The organism is Paraburkholderia phosphatilytica, assembly GCF_003443895.1.
In the GTDB taxonomy this organism is placed as follows: domain Bacteria; phylum Pseudomonadota; class Gammaproteobacteria; order Burkholderiales; family Burkholderiaceae; genus Paraburkholderia; species Paraburkholderia phosphatilytica.
In genome coordinates this window covers 43,878-61,638 of sequence record NZ_QQOA01000028.1, presented here as the reverse complement: position 1 = coordinate 61,638, position 17,761 = coordinate 43,878, and the positions used below count along the sequence as shown (strand labels likewise).

15 protein-coding genes, 1 tRNA gene and 1 pseudogene are annotated in these 17,761 nt (G+C 65.9%); 3 read left to right on the top strand and 14 right to left on the bottom strand.

The genetic code is table 11. The features are described 5' to 3' along the window. Positions 1-109 precede the first annotated feature (109 nt). The 14 genes from DVS29_RS25415 to def form a co-directional block, all read right to left on the bottom strand. Positions 110-811: a tetratricopeptide repeat protein gene (locus DVS29_RS25415; RefSeq protein WP_118183283.1), complete on the bottom strand. Its 702-nt coding sequence runs from the start codon at positions 809-811 to the stop codon at positions 110-112. Next, positions 808-1,590 carry an HpcH/HpaI aldolase family protein gene (locus tag DVS29_RS25410; RefSeq protein WP_118183282.1) on the bottom strand — a complete coding sequence of 261 codons (783 nt, stop codon included), beginning with the start codon at positions 1,588-1,590 and terminating at the stop codon, positions 808-810. The genes DVS29_RS25415 and DVS29_RS25410 overlap by 4 nt, the downstream gene beginning before the upstream one ends. Positions 1,591-1,734: 144 nt before the next feature. After that, positions 1,735-2,178 carry a 6-carboxytetrahydropterin synthase QueD gene (gene queD / locus DVS29_RS25405; RefSeq protein ID WP_118183317.1) on the bottom strand — a complete coding sequence of 148 codons (444 nt, stop codon included), beginning with the start codon at positions 2,176-2,178 and terminating at the stop codon, positions 1,735-1,737. Positions 2,179-2,193: 15 nt separating this feature from the next. Continuing rightward, positions 2,194-2,826: a 7-carboxy-7-deazaguanine synthase gene (gene queE / locus DVS29_RS25400; protein WP_118183281.1), complete on the bottom strand. Its 633-nt coding sequence runs from the start codon at positions 2,824-2,826 to the stop codon at positions 2,194-2,196. Positions 2,827-2,868: 42 nt separating this feature from the next. Continuing rightward, positions 2,869-3,603, bottom strand: coding sequence for a 7-cyano-7-deazaguanine synthase QueC (gene queC, locus DVS29_RS25395; protein WP_118183280.1), 735 nt, complete (start codon positions 3,601-3,603; stop codon positions 2,869-2,871). A 403-nt stretch (positions 3,604-4,006) separates the two neighbouring features. Next, positions 4,007-4,082: transfer RNA gene (locus DVS29_RS25390), tRNA-Phe, on the bottom strand. A gap of 80 nt (positions 4,083-4,162) precedes the next feature. Beyond that, the gene (gene esaR / locus DVS29_RS25385; protein ID WP_118183279.1) at positions 4,163-4,852 is read right to left on the bottom strand and encodes a response regulator transcription factor EsaR; all 690 of its coding nucleotides are present in this window, start codon (positions 4,850-4,852) and stop codon (positions 4,163-4,165) included. Next, complete coding sequence (locus tag DVS29_RS25380) at positions 4,853-7,255, bottom strand: sensor histidine kinase (protein WP_118183278.1); 2,403 nt, start codon at positions 7,253-7,255, stop codon at positions 4,853-4,855. Then, positions 7,245-7,835, bottom strand: a complete 591-nt coding sequence (locus DVS29_RS25375; RefSeq protein ID WP_118183277.1) for a DUF4390 domain-containing protein — start codon at positions 7,833-7,835, stop codon at positions 7,245-7,247. The genes DVS29_RS25380 and DVS29_RS25375 overlap by 11 nt, the downstream gene beginning before the upstream one ends. Beyond that, a complete protein-coding gene (gene rsmB / locus DVS29_RS25370; RefSeq protein ID WP_118183276.1) occupies positions 7,832-9,265 on the bottom strand; it encodes a 16S rRNA (cytosine(967)-C(5))-methyltransferase RsmB in 1,434 nt (477 codons plus the stop codon). The genes DVS29_RS25375 and rsmB overlap by 4 nt, the downstream gene beginning before the upstream one ends. A 199-nt stretch (positions 9,266-9,464) precedes the next feature. Beyond that, positions 9,465-10,322: a zinc metalloprotease HtpX gene (gene htpX, locus DVS29_RS25365; protein ID WP_118183275.1), complete on the bottom strand. Its 858-nt coding sequence runs from the start codon at positions 10,320-10,322 to the stop codon at positions 9,465-9,467. A gap of 101 nt (positions 10,323-10,423) precedes the next feature. After that, positions 10,424-11,086 carry a LysE family translocator gene (locus tag DVS29_RS25360; RefSeq protein ID WP_118183274.1) on the bottom strand — a complete coding sequence of 221 codons (663 nt, stop codon included), beginning with the start codon at positions 11,084-11,086 and terminating at the stop codon, positions 10,424-10,426. A 117-nt stretch (positions 11,087-11,203) separates the two neighbouring features. Continuing rightward, positions 11,204-12,175: a methionyl-tRNA formyltransferase gene (fmt, locus tag DVS29_RS25355; protein ID WP_118183273.1), complete on the bottom strand. Its 972-nt coding sequence runs from the start codon at positions 12,173-12,175 to the stop codon at positions 11,204-11,206. Between the two features lie 66 nt (positions 12,176-12,241). Then, positions 12,242-12,745: a peptide deformylase gene (gene def / locus DVS29_RS25350; protein WP_118183272.1), complete on the bottom strand. Its 504-nt coding sequence runs from the start codon at positions 12,743-12,745 to the stop codon at positions 12,242-12,244. Positions 12,746-13,113: 368 nt separating this feature from the next. On the opposite strand from def, the pseudogene dprA reads away from it, so the two are divergent. The 3 genes and pseudogenes from dprA to DVS29_RS25335 all read left to right on the top strand — a co-directional run bounded on the left by dprA (position 13,114) and on the right by DVS29_RS25335 (position 17,638). Further along, a pseudogene (gene dprA / locus DVS29_RS25345) lies at positions 13,114-14,280 on the top strand (DNA-processing protein DprA). 60 nt (positions 14,281-14,340) lie between these two features. Beyond that, entirely contained in the window at positions 14,341-14,721 is a 381-nt protein-coding gene (locus DVS29_RS25340) for a thioredoxin family protein (protein WP_118183271.1), read from the top strand. Positions 14,722-14,965: 244 nt separating this feature from the next. Continuing rightward, positions 14,966-17,638, top strand: a complete 2,673-nt coding sequence (locus DVS29_RS25335) for a DNA topoisomerase III (RefSeq protein WP_118183270.1) — start codon at positions 14,966-14,968, stop codon at positions 17,636-17,638. Positions 17,639-17,761 lie beyond the last annotated feature (123 nt).

The following is a 17,761-nucleotide window of genomic DNA, read 5'->3' as shown; positions in this document are numbered from 1 at the left end:
TCGCTAAGGCTCTTCAGATAATTGCGACCGCGACATAGCAACAAAGCAAATGGCCCGATCGATTCACACCGATCGGGCCATTTCATTTTCATCGTGCAAGCACCACAGCCTACTGCGGCTTCACCTCATGCTGATCGCGCAACTGCGCGGTGAGCTGCTGGTACTTCAGGCGCGCGGCCGGATCGCCCTGCGCCGCGGCCGCCGCATAGTACGCGCGCGCGACGTTGAGGTTCTGCTTCACGCCGTCGCCGCCGCGCTCGTAGAACGAGCCGGTCACGTACTGCGCCGTCATGTCGCCGCCTTCGGCTGCCTTCTTGTACCAGTAGAACGCCTGCCTGTTGTCGCGCGGCGTACCGCGGCCATCGAGGAACTGGTTCGCGAGCGCGAGCTCAGCCTGCGTGTGCCCCTGCTGCGCCGCTTTCAGGAACCACTGATGCGCCTCGACCGGATCGCGGCCGACGAACTCGCCGTCGTCGTACATCTTGCCTTCGACGTACTGCGCATGCGACATCTTCGCGTCGGCCGCCTTGCGCAGCCACTTCTTGCCTTCCTCGACGTTGGGCGCCGTGCCCTCGCCGTTCAGCAGCATCATCGCGTAGTTGAATTCGGCGAGCCGGTTGCCGTTCTGCGCGGCTTTCCTGAACTCGGATAGCGCGGACAGATAGTTGCCCGCGTTGTAATCCGCCACCGCCGTCTGCGTCTCCGCATCGGCGCCCTGCGAACGCACGGTCTGCGCCTGTGCCGACAGCCCCGTTGCCAGCGCCGCGACGGCAGCAGCCGTGCCGGCAACGGCCCTCACCCAGCCTTTCATGACCTTGCCTCCTGCAGCGCCTGACGCGTCGCGCGCAACATCCACACGAGGTCCGCGGCCAGCGCGATAAAACGGAACCCTTCGGCGCGATATTGCCGCGCGGTCGCCACGTCGCTCGCGAACATGCCGGCCGCGATGCCGGCGCGCTCCGCCGCCGCGGCGACATGAGCGACTGCCGCCTGCACGTCCGGGTGACGCAGGTCGCCAAGATGCCCGAGGCTCGCGGCAAGATCCGCCGGGCCGATGAACAGGCAGTCGATGCCCGGCACCGCTGCAATGCGGTCGGCTTCCTCCACCGCGCGCGCAGACTCGATCTGCACGATCGTCGCGATCTGCGCATTGGCATTCTGCAGATAGTCGCGACGCATGCCGTAAGCAGCAGCACGAACCGCACCCGCCACGCCGCGCAGGCCGTCCGCGCTGGCGCCGCCCGGGTATTGCGTGAGGCGCACGGCGTGAGCGGCTTCTTCCGCGGATTCGATGTTCGGGAACATCAGCGTGCGCGCGCCCGCATCGAGCACGCGCTTCACGAGCCACGGCTCTTTGGCCGGCACCCGCACCACCGGTTCGCTCGGCAGATGCGCGGCCGCGATCGCGCGCAACTGGCCCGTCACGTCCTGGCTGTCGTTCGGCGCGTGCTCCATGTCGATCAGCAGCCAGTCGAAGCCCGCGTGCGCGAGCGCTTCCGCGGCCGTGTCGCTACCCAGCGAGAGCCACAGCCCAAACAGCGCGTCGGGCTCGTGAAGGCGTTGTTTCAGAGGATTGGTGAAGGTGCTCATCGCGGCGCTCCGTTGCGGCGCGATGAGCAGGCCGGCCGATCGGGGCGGCGGACAGGGCGACCGAAGCGCCCGTTTTGCAGTGCAGTGACCGGCATGTCTCGCTCCGGGTGGTTATCGAAGCGATCATACCGTGACAATAAGGGCTTAGTCGCGCGACACGTCAGCCCAGCAGTTCGGCGTTTCGAACAGGCGCACGCGCGCGAGGCGCAGGTTCACACCGTAGTGCGCGTCATAGACCTTCGCGAGGATCTCGAACGCGGCGGCGGCGAGGTTTTCGACGGTGGGAATGCGATCCAGCACCACCGTCTTGTGGCCCGGCATCGAGTCGAGGAACGCGCGCACCTGCGTATCGCCTTCGTAGACGATGAACGCGTGATCCCACAGGTTCACGAGGTGCTCCATCGCGAGCGCCTTCACGTCCGCGAAGTCCATCACCATGCCGCGGTCCGGCGCGCCTTCCGTTTCGACGACCTCGCCTTGCAGCGTGATCTCCAGCACGTAGCGGTGGCCATGCAGATTGCGGCACTGGCTACGGTGATCGGGAATGCGGTGGCCCGCGTCGAATTCGAGTTTTCGGGTAATGGTCAGCACGGCGAATCAGAATCAGGGGATGTTCAGGTACTTGTGGGTCTGCATCGACAGGCGCCATTGCGGGTGGCGTTTGCACCAGTCGATCGCGAGCTTCGTGTTGATGTCGCGCGACGGGCCGTCCATCGGTTGCACGAGGAAATAGTCGAAGTCGAGCTTCGCGTAATCGGCGAGGCGCTGGTTTTCCTGCGGAATCACGACCTTCAGTTCGTTGCCCTTCGTGACGACGAGTTCCGCATCCGCCTTCGGGCTCACGCAGATCCAGTCGATCGTGTCGAGCACCGGCAGCGAGCCGTTGGTTTCGATCGCGATCGTGAAGCCGGCCGCGTGCAGCGCATCGACGAACGGCGGATCGATCTGCAGCATCGGTTCGCCGCCAGTGCACACGACGAAGCGGTTGCCTTCGCTCTCCGGCCAGAACGACGCGATCTTCGCGACGAGTTCATCCGCGCTGCGGTACTTGCCGCCGTTCTCGCCGTCGGTGCCGACGAAATCCGTATCGCAGAACCTGCACACTGCGTCCGCGCGGTCTTCTTCACGTCCGGACCACAGGTTGCAGCCAGCGAAGCGGCAGAACACGGCCGGACGGCCCGCGTTCGCGCCTTCACCCTGCAACGTGTAGAAGATTTCCTTGACCGCGTACGTCATGTTGAACTTGCCTGGGCCTGCGGCCCGTGAAAAAAGTATGTGTCAGACCGGTTCGCTCGTCACCTGCTCGCCGACGAGGTAGGCCTCGTAGCCGCGCTTGCGCAGCTTGCATGCGGGGCACTCGCCGCAGCCGAAACCCCAGTCGTGCAGTTCCGCCCGTTCGCCGACATAGCACGTGTGCGTCTCGACGCGAATCAGCTCGACGAGCGCATCGCCGCCCAGTTGGTGCGCGAGGCGCCACGTGTCCGCCTTGTCGAGCCACATCAGCGGCGTGTCGACCACGAAGCGGCTGTCCATGCCGAGATTCAGCGCCACCTGCAGCGACTTGATCGTGTCGTCGCGGCAATCGGGGTAGCCGGAGAAATCCGTCTCGCACATCCCGCCGACCAGCACACGCAATCCGCGCCGATACGCGATGGCCGCGGCGATCGTCAGGAACATCAGGTTGCGGCCGGGCACGAACGTATTCGGCAGTCCGTTCGCGGCGGAATGGATCTCGATCTCGCGCGTCATGGCCGTATCGCTGATCGAACCGAGCACCGACAGGTCGATCATGTGATCGTCGCCGAGCCGCTCGCGCCACTGCGGAAACGCGTTCGCGACCGCGGCCCGGAAACCCTCGCGGCATTCGAGTTCGACGCGATGGCGCTGACCGTAATCGAAGCCGAGCGTTTCGACCGTGTCGTAGCGATCGAGCGCCCATGCGAGACAGGTGGCCGAATCCTGGCCACCGGAAAACAGTACGAGCGCGCTGTCCTTCGCGTCTGTCCGGGTCACCGTGAAACTCCGTGAATGAGGGTGTTGCCGCATCGCCCTGCGTTGCGGACCGGCTCCGCCGCCGGCTCAAGCAGTATAGGCGGCACCCTTCGTGCTCAGGACCGCGAACGGCTTATACCGCCGATCGTTTTCGCGACACTTCAAACGCCGCTGCAGTTCGCCAGCGAGCGCGATACACGAGACCTAACCCCACGAACCCGACACGCGAACAAACCGCCGGAAACAACAAAGGACTTGTCGACGAAAGGCGCGAGCCCGGGCGCAAGTCCTTGAATGGCCGCGATTTTATCATGCGGTACCGCGAGCTGCAGGGGCCGCGCCATGCGCTTCGGCGACACCTGCACACGCGAGCGCTCCACAAAGGAAAAGCCCCAGGCATCTTGCGATACCTGGGGCTGAATCCTGGTGGCCTGGGGCGGAATCGAACCACCGACACGCGGATTTTCAATCCGCTGCTCTACCAACTGAGCTACCGGGCCAACGAAGAAGGAAGAGTATAGCAAACGGAAACGCTCGCCTCAAGTCCTTCGAGAAAGAAAAATTCTGCGGCCCGCGCGCGTCACTCGCTTTTGTTCTTCCCGAGATCGACGCCCAGCTGCTTGAGCTTGCGATACAGGTGCGTGCGTTCGAGCCCGGTCTTCTCGGCGACGCGCGTCATGCTGCCGTTCTCGCGCGCGAGGTGATACTCGAAGTACGCGCGCTCGAATGCATCGCGCGCATCGCGCAGCGGGATGTCGAACGAGATCGACGCCGTCTGCCCTTGCAGCGCGCCGACGCTCAGCCCGTCGGACGACATCACCGGCAGCGCCGCCGCGGATGCCACCGGCGACGAGCCCGACGATGCAGCCGGCTTCGACGCTGCACCCGTGGACGCCGCCGGCGCGCCGCCGCGCGCGAGACCCTGCTCGACCGCTTTCAGCAGCTTCTGCAGCGCGATCGGCTTCTCGAGGAAGTTGAGCGCGCCGATCTTCGTCGCCTCGACGGCCGTATCGATGGTTGCGTGCCCGGACATCATGATGACCGGCATCGTCAGCGCGCCTTGCGCGGCCCATTCCTTGAGCAGCGTGACGCCATCGGTGTCCGGCATCCAGATGTCGAGCAGCACCAGATCGGGCGAAGCGCGTAGCCGGAAATCGCGCGCTTCCTGCGCGTTTTCCGCGACTTCGACGACGTGTCCCTCGTCGCTCAGGATCTCCGAGAGCAATTCCCGGATGCCCATTTCATCATCTACCACCAGGATGGTTGCCATTTACGCTGCCCTTGTCTGCACTGTTGCTTTTGTCGTTCCCTGCGACGCATTGCCATGCGCCGCCTGCGGCCCTGCTTCGGGTGCCGCGCTGCTCTCGGCGAGTTGCAGGAACAGGATCGAAATCTGTGCGCCTTCGATCACGTCACCGGAACGCATGCGGTTGCGGATGTCGATCCGCGCACCGTGTTCGTCGACGATTTTCTTCACCATCGCGAGACCGAGCCCGGTACCTTTGGCCTTGGTCGTCACGTAAGGTTCGAACGCGCGCGTCAGGATGCGCGCGGGGAATCCCGGCCCGTTATCCGAGACGGTCAGACGAACGGCGACGTTCGTCCTGCCGTCCGCGTCCGGGTCGCCATATTCTACTGTCCTTGTTTCGAGCACTACACGTGGCTCGGCTACGTCCGCCACCGCGTCCTGCGCGTTCTGTAGCAGGTTGTGAACCACCTGCCGCAACTGCGTCGCGTCGCCGCGAATCACCGGCAACGCCGCCAGCTCCACCGCGATCGCGCTCTTGCCTTCGCCGACACCGTACAGCGTCAGCACTTCGCTCACCAGATCGTTCAGCTGCAGGTTCGCGAGCACCGCGGGCGGCGTGCGCGCATAGTCGCGGAAGTTGTCGACCATCTGCTTCATCGCCGCGACCTGATTCACGATCGTCGTCGCGCCGCGTTTCAGCACGTCGGCATCGTTCGGCGCAAGCTTGTCGGCGAGCTTCATCTGCAGCCGCTCGGCCGACAGCTGGATCGGCGTCAGCGGATTCTTGATCTCGTGCGCGAGCCGCCGCGCGACTTCGCCCCACGCGACCGAACGCTGCGCGGAGATCACGTCGGAGATGTCGTCGAACACGACCACGTAGCCGGCCGTCTGCACGTCCTCGACGCCAGTGGTCGACACGAGCCGCGTACCGCGCACGAGCAGCGTAAGCGGATCCGCCTCGCCCGCGATCGGCACCGAGAACTGCTGCTGCCAGTGACCGCCGTCGTCCGGGCCGCCCGCTGCTTCGCGATCGGCGAACGCCTTGCGCACCATCACGCTGAAGTCCGCGAGCACCGCGATGCGATCGATCGGCGAACCCAGCAGCGACTGGAACGGCTGCCGGAAAATGCGCTCCGCGCCGCGGTTCGCGGTGGTGAGACGCAGCTGCCGGTCGAACACGAACACCCCCGCGGTGAGGTTCGCGAGAATGCTCTCGAGATACGATTTCGAGTGCTCGAGCGCGACGCGGTTCGCTTCCACCGCCGCGCGCGCTTCGGACAGCTGCCGCGTCATCGCGTTGAACGACTGCGTGAGGAAGCCCAGTTCGTCGCGCGACTTGATTTCGCGCTTCGGCGTGTAGTCGCCTTCGGTCACTTCCTTCGTGCCCTGCGCGAGCAGGAACAGCGGCCGCGCGAGCTGGTTGCCAAGCGCGAGCGCGAGAATCATCGCGATGAACGTGGCGAGGAAGAGCGCGAGCGTCAGCGTGCCGATGTACATCTTGCGCAGACCGGTGCGCCCGAGCGCCTTCTCCTGATACTCGCGATACGCGCGCTGCACGGCGTCCGCATTGCGCGCGAGCGTGGGCGAGACCGGCTGCGTGAGCTGCAGGAACCGCTCGACGGGTTGCAGTTCGGTGGAGTTCGCATCGGGTATCCGCTGAACCACGCGAAAGCGCAGCGCGCCCTTGTCGCCGTTCGCGTGCGGATCGCCATCCACCTCGCCTTCGATCGCCGCATAGCCTCGGCCGCGCGCCTGGTCGATCATCAGCGGCGTGGGCAGATCGTTCGGCACCAGCGACGCGAAGTTGCTCGATGCCTGCGCGACCACGTGCATGTCCGGCGCCGCGCCCGACATGGCACGCACCGGTTCGATGATGGTCGCGTCCTGCACGCCGAACTGGTCGCGCAGATGCAGCAGCGTGAGCGTCGTGCCCGATTGATCCGCCGTGGACAGCTGCTCGGACATCATGCGCGCCTTCGTCTGCAGATCGGACAGCGACGCGTCGAGCATGCCGCGGCCGAGATTGAGGCCGGACGTCAGCGCGGTTTCGACGTTCACGTCGAACCACGACTCGATGCTGCGCGACACGAACTGGTACGACACGACGTAGATGATGCCGCCCGGCACCACGCCGACGAGCGCGAAGAAGAACGCGAGCTTCGCGAGCAGCCGCGTACCGAATTTACCCTTGCGCAGGCGCGTGACGATGATCACGACCAGCGCCGCGACGATCAGCAGGAAGACGAGCGCCACCGCGACGTTGGCGGCGTACAGCCAGCCGTAGTAGCGGTCGAAGAACTCGGTATTCGCGCTGGCCGCCGCGAGCAGCACGAGCAGCAGCACGGCCACCAGCGCGACCGTCGACACCATCAGTCTGACGACGATGCTGCCTGGGCTGGTGGCGCGGCGCACTTTATTTAGCACGTTCGGTCACCGTGAAGTTGAAGCGCTTCCAGTCGGAACCCAGATTCCAGTCGCGGTTGTTCACCGCATCGATCTGGAACGGTTTCGGCATCAGCGCGGTATCGAGTTGCATACGCACGGACGCGGTATAGGTTTCGTCAGGGCTGACCTGATTACGATCGATCACATGCCACGACGTGACATGCTTGATCACCGACAGCGCGTCGCTCAGCGTGCTGAAGCCGAGCTGCAGGCCGCCGCTCGACACACGATACTCGCGTGTGAGCGGCTGGAACGAAATGCGGATGCTCTGCGAGATGCTGACCGGCTGTTCGTCGAACCAGTACCAGCGCGGGCGCGTCAGTTCGAAGTCGGTCGTGAAGTAGAGCGGAATGCCCTTGTTGACCGCCTCTTCGAGGCTGCTGTTCAGATCGAAGTCGAACCGCGCGTCGAGGCTCCAGCCGCTGCTGTCTGCCTGCAGTGACGCGCGCTGCACGGCGATTCCATCGGCGTACGCTGCCCCGGACATGGTCAGGCAGACGGCCAGCGCAACCCAGAGCACGGCCACGAGCCGAAGCGGAAAGAAGCGTTTGATGGTCACCGTTTCTGAAAGCGCGCGTAGAAGAATCCGTCGTGGTCTGGGTTCGAACCGGTGCCCTGCCCGTCACGGTTGCCAGCGCGGGTACCGTCCGGCGTGGCGGCGGGCGCGCGGGCGACCGTCGGTAAGAGTTGCCCGGGCGCGTCCAATCGTACCGCATCCTGGTGTTGCTTTCCAAACCACGCCGCCTGCGCCTCGCACTCTTCCGGGAAGATCGAGCACGTCACGTAGAGCAGTTCGCCGCCCGGCTTCACGAGCGGCCAGAGCGCCGACACGATACGGCGCTGCGCGTCGACGAGCGCGGCGATGTCGCTCTCGCGACGCAGCCAGCGGATGTCCGGATGACGCCGCACGATGCCCGACGCCGAGCACGGTACGTCGGCCAGGATGCGATCGAACAGCCGCCCGTCGTGCCACGCGGACGGATCGCCGGCATCGCCGATCTTCGTGTCCGCGGCGAGGCCCAGGCGCGCGAGATTCTCACCGATGCGCACCGCGCGCGACGCGTCGCTCTCCAGCGCAACCACCTCGACATCGGCGAGTTCCAGCACGTGGCCGGTCTTGCCGCCGGGCGCCGCGCACGCATCGAGCACGCGCATGCCGTCGCGCGCGCCGAGCCACTGCGCGGCGAGTTGCGCGCCCGCGTCCTGCACCGACACGACGCCGTCGGCAAAGCCCGGAATACGATCGACGGGCAGCGCATTCGCCAGCGTCACCGCATGGTCGCCGGCGCGCGTCGCAGCGATCTGATGCGATGTGAGCAACTGCAGGTAGTCGTCGACGTTGGTGCGGCGCGCGTTCACGCGCAGCGTGAGCGGCGCCTGCGCGTTGCCCGCTTCGAGCACGTGCTCCCAGCGATCCGGCCACGCGCGTCGTACCGCGTCGATCCACCAGGCTGGGTAGCTCCAGTACGCGACTTCGTCGGTGGAGACCGCGGTCAGCATTTTCTCGCGGTCACGCAGGAATCCGCGCAGCACCGCATTGACCAGGCCCTTCGCGAACACGAACTCGCGGCGCGCGCCGATCGCATCGACCGCCTGATCGACGACCGTGAACGGCGCATAGGCCGCTGCATCAGCGTCATCGACGAGGAGCGCGAACGCGCACGCCAGCAGGTTGCCGACGTGCGGCGGCGGCGCCTTGCGCACGAGCCGCGCGATCAGCCAGTCCGCGGTGGCGAGACGGCGCATCGTGCGGTACGCGATGTCCTGCGTGGCACCGCGCGTAGCCGCGGTACTCGCGTGCGGCAGATGTGCGAACAACGCCTGCAGCGCGGCCGGCAACGCCGAGCCGGCGCGCACCGCGCCGACGGCCTGCGCGGCGCAGTCGAGCGCGAAGCCCAGCGAATCCGGTGCGAGATGCAGCGCAGAGAGCCGGCCACCATGCGAACGCGATGCGTGTGAGACGGCCTGCGACGGAGGCTTTCGATTCATGGACGAGGGGTCGAGCGGACCGGACAGGACGTCCGGCACAAACGCCTATTGTAGCGTGACAGGCTGGCGCGCTCTGGCTCGGCCCACAGGCAAGGCGCGCCAGCGGACAACAAAAAAGGGCGAATCCCGAGGTGAGGATTCGCCCTGCTGGCCTGGCTGCCGCGCGGCTGCGTGCCGCGCGTGACGGCGGTTATCCGCGTCAGTCGAAGCGGCCGGTGCGGGCCATCTCCATCAGACGCGCGATCCGCTCTTCGGTGGCGGGGTGAGTCGAGAACAGGTTCGCGATGCCCCCGCCCGACAGCGGGTTCATGATCATCATCTGCGCGGTGGCGGGGTGCGCTTCGGCGGTGGGGAACGGGATGCCGTTCGCGTAGCGATGGATCTTGTCGAGCGCCGACGCGAGCGCCTGCGGATCGCCCGAGATCTGCGCGCCGCCGCGGTCCGCTTCGAATTCACGCGCGCGTGAGATGGCCATCTGGATCAGCGCACCGGCGATCGGCGCGAGCAGCGCGACTGCAATGCTCGCGACAGGGTTGGAAGGACGGCCTTCTTCATCGCGACCGCCGAAGAACATCGCGAAGTTCGCGAGCGCCGAGATCGCGCCGGCCATCGTAGCCGAGACGGTCGAGATGAGAATGTCGCGGTGCTTCACGTGCGCGAGTTCGTGCGCCATCACGCCGCGCATTTCGCGTTCGGACAGCACGCGCAGAATGCCCGTGGTGGCCGCGACCGCCGCGTGCTCCGGATTGCGACCAGTGGCGAACGCGTTCGGCGCGTCTTCGTTGATCAGGTAGACGCGCGGCATCGGCAGTTCGGCGCGCGTGGCGAGATCGCGCACCATCCGGTAGAACTGCGGCGCCGTGTTCTCGTCGACTTCCTGCGCGTTGTACATGCGCAGCACCATCTTGTCCGAGAACCAGTACGAGAAGAAATTCATCGCGAGCGCGATGAGGAACGCCAGCATCATGCCGCGCGAGCCGCCCACCACGCCGCCGATCACGATAAACAGCGCCGTGATGCCGGCCATCAGCATCGCGGTTTTGACCCAGTTGAACATGTGCGGCCTCCTTTGCCGGAACGTGTCCCTATCTTGCCCGCCAGAACAGGGCGGTCGACTGTAAGCTGATCGTTAGATAAGGGTTGCCGGCAAAAATTCAATCACCGTGATGCAGTGGCGAGCTTCACACCGAGACCGACAAACGCGCTGCCCACCGTGCGGTCGAGCCACTTCTTCACGCCCGGCCTGCCGGCGAAGCGCCGCGACACGCTGCCCGCCACCCACGCGACAAAGCTGTTCCACACCGTGCTCATCGCGACGAACACCACGCCGAGCGTGAGGAACGCCATCGACTTGTGGTCGCTGCCCGCCGACACGAACTGCGGGAAGAACGACACGAAGAACAGCACCACCTTCGGATTCAGCACATTGGTCCAGAAGCCCTGCATGAACAACTGGCGCAGCGAACGCGGCACAGCGCCTGCAGCGGCCGGTGCCGGCGCGTGCACAGGCTTCGGGTCGTCGGCTTCGACGGTGGGCTTCGCGAGAATCAGCTTGATGCCGAGATAGATCAGGTACACCGCGCCGACGATCTTGATCACGGTGAACGCGGTGGCAGATGCCGCCAGCAGCGCCGTCAGCCCGAACGCGCACGCGAGCGAATGCACGCAGCAACCCGCCGAGATACCGAGCGCCGACATCAGGCCCGCACCGCGCCCCTGCGCAACGCTACGACCGACGATATAGGCCGTATCGGGCCCCGGCGTGAGATTGAGGAGAAAGACTGCGGCGGCAAACAGCGCGAAGTGGGTGATACCGAACATGAGCGACCTCTTGCGAAACCTGGGGCACAGCGTTGAGGCACAGCGCATTTTAACGCGCGCCTCATGACACGGGCGACGTGGCCGGATGGCTAATGGCGGCCTGTGAACGGCCCGCTTTTAATCGAACTTCTGCCCCACCGTGAGCGACGAGCCCGCAAGAAACTCGCGCGCGGGCAGGCGTTTGCCGCCGGGCTTCTGCAGTTGCGTTGCGCGCAATGCGCCTTCGCCGCAGGCAATCACCACGCCTTCGGCCGAAATGTCGACGATCGTGCCCGGCGCTGCGGCAGCGCGGCTTGCATCGATTGCATCCGCGGACCAGATCTTCAGCGCGACGCCATCCAGCGTAGCGACGCCGCCCGGGAACGGGTCGAACGCGCGCACCTGGCGCGCGAGCACCGCCGCGGGCCTGCTCCAGTCGAGCGCGGCCTCCTGCTTGCCGATCTTGTCGGCGTAGGTCGCGCCGTCCGCGGGTTGCGGCGTGGAAGACAGGCGACCGCTCCGCTCCAGCTCCACAAGCCCTTCGACGACGAGACGCGCGCCCGCATCCGCGAGCTTGTCGTGCAGCGTCGCGGTGGTATCGTCCAGCGCGATCGGCGTGCGCGCGACCGAGATCATCGGCCCGGTGTCGAGACCGGCGTCCATCTGCATCAGCGTGATACCGCTTTCGGTGTCGCCCGCCTCGATCGCACGATGGATCGGCGCGGCGCCGCGCCAGCGTGGCAGCAGCGACGCGTGGATGTTGATGCAGCCATGCGGTGCGATGTCGAGCACTTCCTGCGGCAACAGCAGCCCATATGCCGCGACGACCATCACGTCGTGCGGCGTGTTGCGCAGCAGGTCGATGGCCCCCGTGGCTTCTTCCGGGTACTTGCCATTACGGCGCAGCGACGGCGGCTGCGCGACCGGCAGCCCCTGCTCGAGCGCGAAGCGTTTGACGGGGCTCGCCTGCAGCTTCATGCCACGTCCGGCCGGACGGTCCGGCTGGGTCAGCACGAGCGGCACAGGGAAGCCGGCAGCATGGATCGCGGCGAGCGCCGCGGCAGCAAATTCCGGCGTACCGGCGAAGACGACGCGCAACGAATGGCTCATGAGCGGACAGCGTGATGCAAAAAGAAATCGATCGACGACAAACGGCGGCGAGCGGCGCGCGACCCGTCACATCGCGTGCGCGAGCTTCTTCATCCGGGTCTTGATGCGCGTCTGCTTCAGCGGCGACAGGTATTCGACGAACACGTGACCGAGCAGGTGATCCATCTCGTGCTGGATGCACACGGCGAGCAGCCCTTCGCAGTCGATCTCGAAGGTTTCGCCTTTCGCGTTCAGCGCGCGAACCTTCACCTGCTCGGCGCGCTCAACGTTGTCGTAGATGCCCGGCACCGACAGACAGCCTTCCTCGTTGAGCTTCTTCGTCTCGCTCGCCCAGACGATTTCCGGGTTGATGAAGGTCAGCAGCTGCTCGTGGGTTTCGGACACGTCGATCACGATCACGCGCTCGTGCACGTCGACCTGGGTCGCGGCGAGGCCGACGCCCGGCGCCGCGTACATGGTCTCGGCCATGTCGGCGACGAGCCTGCGGATGCGCTCGTCGACCTTCTCGACCGGTTTCGCGACCTTGTGCAGCCGCTTGTCGGGATAGTGGAGGATGTTCAGTAAAGCCATGGTCTCGATTCGTGGTGACCGCCGCAACGGTACCTGCTTGCGGGCGCCCGTCGCCCTCGTCGCGCTTCGTCGATCGCGCGGGATTGGCCACGCGTTACCCGTTTGGCCAGGTTGGACGCGGGCCTCGATTCCTCAAACATATGAGGGTGACGCGGCCCGAATCAACGCGTCCGGTGCGTGCTGCTCCAACGCGGACCGGATTCGACTCATGCGGCGACGCGGCGCAAGGTGCGCGCGGCGCGGCGGTTTATTTCGGATGATGAAAATTTTAGCATGGCCCGCCCAAGCCCGCCGGCCTTGCGTTCTGGTGCCTCCTGGAGGTTCGGATGACCACCCTGCCGATGACCGACACCGAACTGGGCGCATAGCTGCGGCTTTCGCTCGCGAGCGGGCTGAAGCCCGCAGCGCTGCGCGTGCTGCTGGCGCGCTTCGGCCTGCCGGGCGCGCTGCTCGCGCAGCCGTTCGCGGAACTTGCCTACGCCACCGATCCAGCCACGGCCCGCGCGGTACTCGCGCCGCCCGAGCCTGGCTTGCCCGACTACGTCGCGCGGGTGCTCGCATGGCGAGCGCTGCCGGGCAATCACGTGGTCACGCTCGACGACCCCGCGTATCCGCCGATGCTGCTGACCATGCCGGACCCGCCGCCGCTGTTATATGTGATGGGCCGGCTTGCGCTGCTGCACGTGAAGACGGTCGCGATCGCCGGCAGCCGGAATGCGACGCCGCAGGGCATCGACGACGCGCGCCACTTCGCGCGCGTGCTGTCGAACGCGTGGCTCGCAGTGGTGTCGGGACTCGCGCTCGGCATCGATGCGGCCGCGCATCCTGGCATCTTGGCGCACTCGATGGCCGCGGCGGCACGATTGCCGTGACCGGGACGGGCGCGGACCTCGTGTACCCGGCGGCGCACCAGCAGCTCGCCGGCCGCATCGGTTCCGTCGGCGCGATCGCCTCAGGGTGGCCGCTCGGCACGCCCGCGCGACCGGCGCATTTCCCGCAGCGCAACCGGCTGATCGCGGGCCTCTCGGGCAGCGTGCTGATCGCCGAGGCGGCGATGCGCTCCGGTTCGCTGATCACCGCGCGGCTCGCGAACGAGATGGGCCGCGACGTGTTCGCGATTCCGGGGTCGATTCACTCGCCGCTGTCGCGTGGGTGTCATCGGATGATCAAGCAGCATGCGCGGCTTGTTGAAACGCCGGAGGAGGTGCTGGAGGAGCTGGGCGTGGCTGGAGCTGGCGCTGACGCCACGACCGTGGCCCGAGTCCGAAGCGCCTCCGCTTGACCCGGCACTGCCGCCGCCGGGCGCCGCGCCCTCCCCGGCCTCGCCTACGGTCAGCGCGCTCGAGCGCCCACCGTCCGGGCCCGAGCGCAAGGTCCCCGATGCGCCCAGCTACGCACCGGCCACGCTTGAAATGCTGGCCAGTCGCACCGACATGACCGACACGCTGCTGCAAGGCACGCTGCTCGGCCTGGAACTGACCGGCCGGGTGGCGGTGCTGCCGGGCGGCTGGTTCATGCGGGCCCGCAGCCGTTAGCCGGGCGGCGTGCTACATTTTCGAATCGCCAGTCACGATGAAAACAAGCAAGGAATCACCATGCCCGCGCTGAACCTCGACACCGAAGCGGACCGGATCGCCGAGCGCGTCGCCGACCCCGACACGCTGTTCGTCGCGTGTCTGTGTGCGGAATGGTGCGGTACCTGTCGCGAGTACAAGGCAGCGTTCGATGCGCTGGCGGACCGGCATCCCGACATCTGCTTCGCCTACATCGACATCGAAGCGCATGCCGACCGGCTCGACGATCTGGATGTGGAAAATTTCCCGACCATTCTGATCGAGGACAGCAACACCACGCGTTTTTTCGGTACCGTGCTGCCGCAGGTGAGCATCGTCGAACGGATGTTGCACGACCTCACCGCGCTGCCGGGTGTGACCGGCGCACCGAAACTGCTGCGGCCCGCGCTCGCCGCCGTTTGACGCCCTGCCGCGAACGCCCGTCGCGCGGCCCAGACCGTTGCTGCTCACCGTTGGGAAGCGGAAAGAAGGCCGTAAGATCCGCGCCGTCGCCCACGAGATGCAGCCTTTCCACGCTTGCCGGGCGCGGGGTCGCGCCCTATGATGGGGCGCATTTTGCGGCACACAAAATCGCGCCGGGATCGGCGTGTGCTATAAAGCGGTCGTTACAGGGCCAACGAGCCGTACTACCCACTTACACCGAGTCATGTCCAAAGCACTGATCATCGCCGAGAAGCCATCCGTCGCGAATGACATCGCGCGCGCGCTGGGCGGTTTTACGAAGCATGACGAGTATTACGAGAGCGACGACTACGTGCTGTCGTCGGCGGTCGGTCACCTGCTGGAGATCGCCGCACCCGAGGAATACGACGTCAAGCGCGGCAAATGGAGCTTCACCCATCTGCCCGTAATTCCGCCTCACTTCGACCTGAACCCGATCGCGAAAAGCGAGTCGCGGTTGAAGGTTCTCAACAAACTCATCAAGCGCAAGGACGTCGAGCGCCTGATCAACGCCTGCGACGCGGGGCGCGAGGGCGAGCTGATTTTCCGCCTGATCGCGCAGCACGCGAAGGCGAAGCAGCCCGTGCAGCGCCTGTGGCTGCAGTCGATGACGCCCGCCGCGATCCGCGACGGCTTCGCGAACCTGCGCAGCGACGATGACATGCAGCCGCTCGCCGATGCGGCCCGCTGCCGCTCGGAAGCGGACTGGCTCGTCGGCATCAACGGCACGCGCGCGATGACCGCGTTCAACAGCAAGGGCGGCGGCTTCTTCCTGACTACCGTTGGCCGCGTTCAGACGCCAACGCTGTCGATCGTCGTCGAACGTGAAGAGAAAATCCGCCGCTTCGTGCCGCGCGACTACTGGGAAGTGCGCGCGGAATTCGTCTGCGCGGCGGGCTTCTACGAAGGCCGCTGGTACGACCCGAAGTTCAAGCGCGACGAATTCGATCCGGAGAAGCGCGACTCGCGTCTGTGGGCCCTCCCCGCTGCCGAGACTATCGTCGCGGCATGCCGCGGCCAGGAAGGCACGGTCACCGAAGAGTCGAAGCCGTCCACGCAGATGTCGCCGCTGCTCTTCGACCTGACGAGCCTGCAGCGCGAAGCCAACGGGCGCTTCGGCTTTTCGGCGAAGAACACGCTCGGCCTCGCGCAGGCGCTGTACGAAAAGCACAAGGTGCTGACCTATCCGCGTACCGACGCGCGTGCGCTGCCGGAAGACTACATCGCCACCGTGAAAGACACGCTGGCGATGCTGAAGGAGAGCAACAACTACCTGCCGCACGCGAAGCAGGTGCTCGACAAGGGCTGGGTGAAGCCGAACAAGCGCATCTTCGACAACTCGAAGATCAGCGACCACTTCGCGATCATCCCGACGCTGCAGGCGCCGAAGTCGCTGTCGGAGCCGGAGCAGAAGCTGTACGACCTCGTCGTGAAGCGCTTCCTCGCGGTGTTCTTCCCGGCGGCCGAATATCGCGTGACGACGCGCATCACCGAAGTCGCCGGCCATCACTTCAAGACCGAAGGCAAGGTGCTGGTCGAGCCGGGCTGGCTGCAGGTCTACGGCAAGGACGCGGGCGGCGAGGACGCGAACCTCGTGCCGGTGCAGAAGAACGAGAAGGTCGAAACCGACAAGATCGCCGCGCATCAACTCGTCACGAAGCCGCCCGCGCGCTATAACGAAGCGACGCTGCTGTCGGCGATGGAAGGCGCGGGCAAGCTCGTCGAAGACGACGAACTGCGCGAAGCGATGGCCGCGAAGGGCCTCGGCACGCCGGCCACGCGCGCGGCGATCATCGAAGGTCTGCTCGGCGAAAAGTATCTGGTGCGGGAAGGCCGCGAACTGATCCCGACCGCGAAAGCGTTCCAGCTGATGACGCTGCTGCGCGGCCTCGGCGTCGAGGAACTGACGGCGCCGGAGCTCACCGGCGAATGGGAGCACAAGCTGTCGCAGATGGAGCGCGGCAATCTGCCTCGCGACGCGTTCATGCAGGAAATCGCCCGCATGACGCAGACCATCGTGAAGCGCGCGAAGGAGTACGACTCCGACACCATCCCCGGTGACTACGCGACGCTGGAAACGCCGTGTCCGAACTGCGGCGGCCAGGTGAAGGAGAACTATCGCCGTTTCGCCTGCACGAAATGCGAGTTCTCGATTTCGAAGATTCCGGGCGGCCGGCAGTTCGAGATCGAGGAAGTCGAAGAACTGCTGCAGAAGAAGGAGATCGGTCCGCTGTCGGGTTTCCGCAGCAAGATGGGCCGGCCGTTCTCGGCGATCCTCAAGCTGTCGTTCGACGACGAAACGAAGAACTACAAGCTCGAGTTCGACTTCGGCCAGGACCAGGGCGGCGAAGACGGCGAGGCGCCCGACTTCTCGTCGCAGGAGCCGGTCGGCGCATGCCCGAAGTGCAAGGGCAGCGTGTTCGAGCACGGCATGAGCTACGTCTGCGAGAACTCGGTCGCGAATCCGAAGACCTGCGACTTCCGCTCGGGCAAGGTGATCCTGCAGCAGGAGATCACGCGCGACCAGATGGCGAAGCTGCTGTCGGAAGGTCGCACCGACCTGCTGACGAACTTCAAGTCGTCGCGCACGGGCCGCAACTTCAAGGCGTTCCTCGTCAAGCAGAGCGACGGCAAGATCGGCTTCGAGTTCGAGAAGAAGGATCCGTCGAAGGCATCGGCGAAGACCGCCGCGAAGACTGCTGCAGCGAAGGTCGCGGCAGCGGCCGCGACGGAAGCCGAAGGTGACGGCGACACGGCCGTCGCAACACGGACCACGAAGACGACCGCCGCGGCCGCGAAGAAGACCGCTGCGGCGAAGACAGCTGCTGCAAAGAAGGCGCCGGCGAAGAAAACGGCGGCGCGCAAGACGGGTTCGTGATCGGCTGATCGCGCCTTCGCCTCAAGGCTGCAAAGGGCTACGACGAGCCGCCGGGAAAAAACCCCACGCTTTTGCAGGCGTGGGGTTTTTTCGTTTCCGCGGCCGGCGCTAACCAGCCGCGCT